This is a genomic window from Bacteroidota bacterium (assembly GCA_030706565.1).
GTDB lineage: Bacteria > Bacteroidota > Bacteroidia > Bacteroidales > JAUZOH01 > JAUZOH01.
This window is the reverse complement of record JAUZOH010000531.1, coordinates 1-2,271: the sequence shown is the minus strand read 5'-3', so window position 1 is coordinate 2,271 and position 2,271 is coordinate 1. Positions and strand designations below refer to the sequence as shown.

3 protein-coding genes are annotated in these 2,271 nt (G+C 42.1%); 1 reads left to right on the top strand and 2 read right to left on the bottom strand.

What is annotated here, in order from left to right; genetic code table 11:
- The coding region (locus Q8907_16460; protein ID MDP4275862.1) for a Tex-like N-terminal domain-containing protein at nt 1-174 on the bottom strand (174 nt) is incomplete at its 3' end.
- A gap of 366 nt (nt 175-540) precedes the next feature.
- On the opposite strand from Q8907_16460, the gene Q8907_16455 reads away from it, so the two are divergent.
- Nucleotides 541-663, top strand: a complete 123-nt coding sequence (locus Q8907_16455; GenBank protein ID MDP4275861.1) for a hypothetical protein — start codon at nt 541-543, stop codon at nt 661-663.
- A 133-nt stretch (nt 664-796) separates the two neighbouring features.
- Here the strand turns inward: Q8907_16455 and recG are convergent.
- Nucleotides 797-2,271 (bottom strand): ATP-dependent DNA helicase RecG (gene recG, locus Q8907_16450; protein MDP4275860.1); only part of this gene is annotated, 1,475 nt, incomplete at its 5' end.

Genomic DNA, 2,271 nt, shown 5'->3' with positions numbered 1-2,271 from the left:
CTGTTCTTTAACGGATCCTATCTGCACTTCATCAAGGCTTCCTGTCAGCTCCTTGCGATAACGGCTGATAAAAGGCACCGTGGCGCCGTCTGAGAGTAATTTAACGGTATTTTCCACCTGTTGCAGGCGTATGCCAAGATTCTCGGCTATAATCTGGTTGTATGATTTTCGCATTTTGGTTAATTCTCAATTTATGCTCAAAAATAAAAAAAACGGAAGGATTCACAAACGAAAGAAATATAGAACTGCATGTAATTTTAGCTGAAGTGGTGAATTTCAAAACTTTCATCCTTCAATATATTTAACAAGTGAATCTATTGCAGCAGTATTTTACCATTTTCATTTAATCTTTTTTATTAGTTATTTTGTAATAGCTAATAGATATTGAAAACCAGATTAGGTCACAAAGTTAAAATCTTTAATATGGTTGGTAAGTATTGATTTTAATAGATTTAAAACAGGCCAGGTTTATCTCAGCTAAAAATAATTGATTATGCAAAAAGTAGTACTTGATATACCGGACAACAAAATAAACTTTTTATGGAACTTGCAAGAAACCTGGGGTTTAAAAATGTGAAAAGGCTTTCTTCAAAACAAAAGGAGTTTGTTGATGCTTTAAATGAAGTCGAATTACATAGAAAAGGTAAAATAAAATTACAATAAGCAAGAGAATTTTTAGATGAGCTATAATGTAATTGTTACCTCCGGGTTAAAAAGCATGCCAAAAACATTGGCAAAAAATCAGATATAAAAAATATCAGACATTATTGGATTTCATCTATCCAATCCAATTTCTTTAACTGATTACACTCCAGTCCATTTCCTTATGTTTAAGATGTTTGAGCTGACGGACAAAAAGGAGATTCTCGGGTTTCTGCAGCAAAGGGTCATTCTGAAGAATTTCATCGGCTATTCCCCTGACATATTCAAGCAACTGCCCATCTCTGGCCAAATTAGCCAGTTTAAGATTAAAGGGTATCCCGCTTTGCATGGTACCTTCCAGGTCACCTGGTCCGCGAAGCCTCAGGTCGGCCTCTGCTATTTCAAAGCCATCGGTCGATCCGACAATGGCCGCAATGCGCTTGCGCGAATCATCGGAAAGTTTGAAGGATGTCATCAGCAGACAATAGGACTGGTCGGCCCCGCGCCCAACGCGCCCTCTTAGCTGATGCAGCTGTGAAAGGCCAAAACGCTCGGCACTTTCAATAACCATAACCGATGCATTGGGCACATCCACGCCTACTTCAATGACAGTGGTTGCAACCATAATGTCGGCATCACCTTTTACAAACTGCTGCATGGCAAGGTCTTTCTCTTCAGGTTTCATCTGGCCGTGGAGCATACAAACCGTATACTCCGGAGGAGGGAAAGCGCCCACAATATCCATATACCCTTCTTCCAGCGCCTGATAATCCATCTTTTCGGATTCCTTGATCAACGGGTAAACGATGTAAACCTGGTTACCCGCTTTAATCCGCTGCCTAAGGAAATTATAAACCGTAGCCTTTTTGTTTTCATAAACATGAGAAGTCTTCACCGGCTTACGCCCGGGTGGCAATTCATCAATTACCGATACATCCAAATCGCCATAGACGGTCATTGCAAGAGTACGGGGTATGGGAGTAGCCGTCATCACCAGGATATGAGGAGGCTGCTCGTTCTTTTGCCACATTCTTGCCCGCTGGGCCACACCGAAACGATGCTGCTCGTCAATGACAACAAGGCCCAGATTCTTAAACTGCACCACATCTTCGAGCAGGGCATGCGTCCCGATCAGGATATTGATGTCACCGTTTTGCAAACCTTCGTGAATAACAGCACGCTTCGATTTTTTTACAGAACCGGTAAGCAACTCCACCCGCACATTCATTCCCTGCAGCATCCCCGAAATGGTTTCGTAATGCTGGTTTGCAAGAATCTCCGTGGGAGCCATCAGGCAAGCCTGAAAACCATTATCAAGAGCCATCAGCATAGTCATCAGGGAGACCAATGTTTTTCCGCTTCCCACATCGCCCTGCAAAAGGCGGTTCATCTGCTTGCCAGAACCCACATCCTTCCGTATCTCGCGAATCACTTTCTTCTGGGCCACAGTCAGAGAAAACGGCAAATATTTCTCATAAAAAGTATTGAAAAAATAACCGATATTGGTAAACCGGTAACCCTGATATTGCCTGATGCGCGAACTGCGCTGTTTGAGGATATCAAGCTGAATGTAAAACAACTCCTCAAACTTAAGCCGGTAAGTGGCTTTTTTTAGCATATCTGCATTTT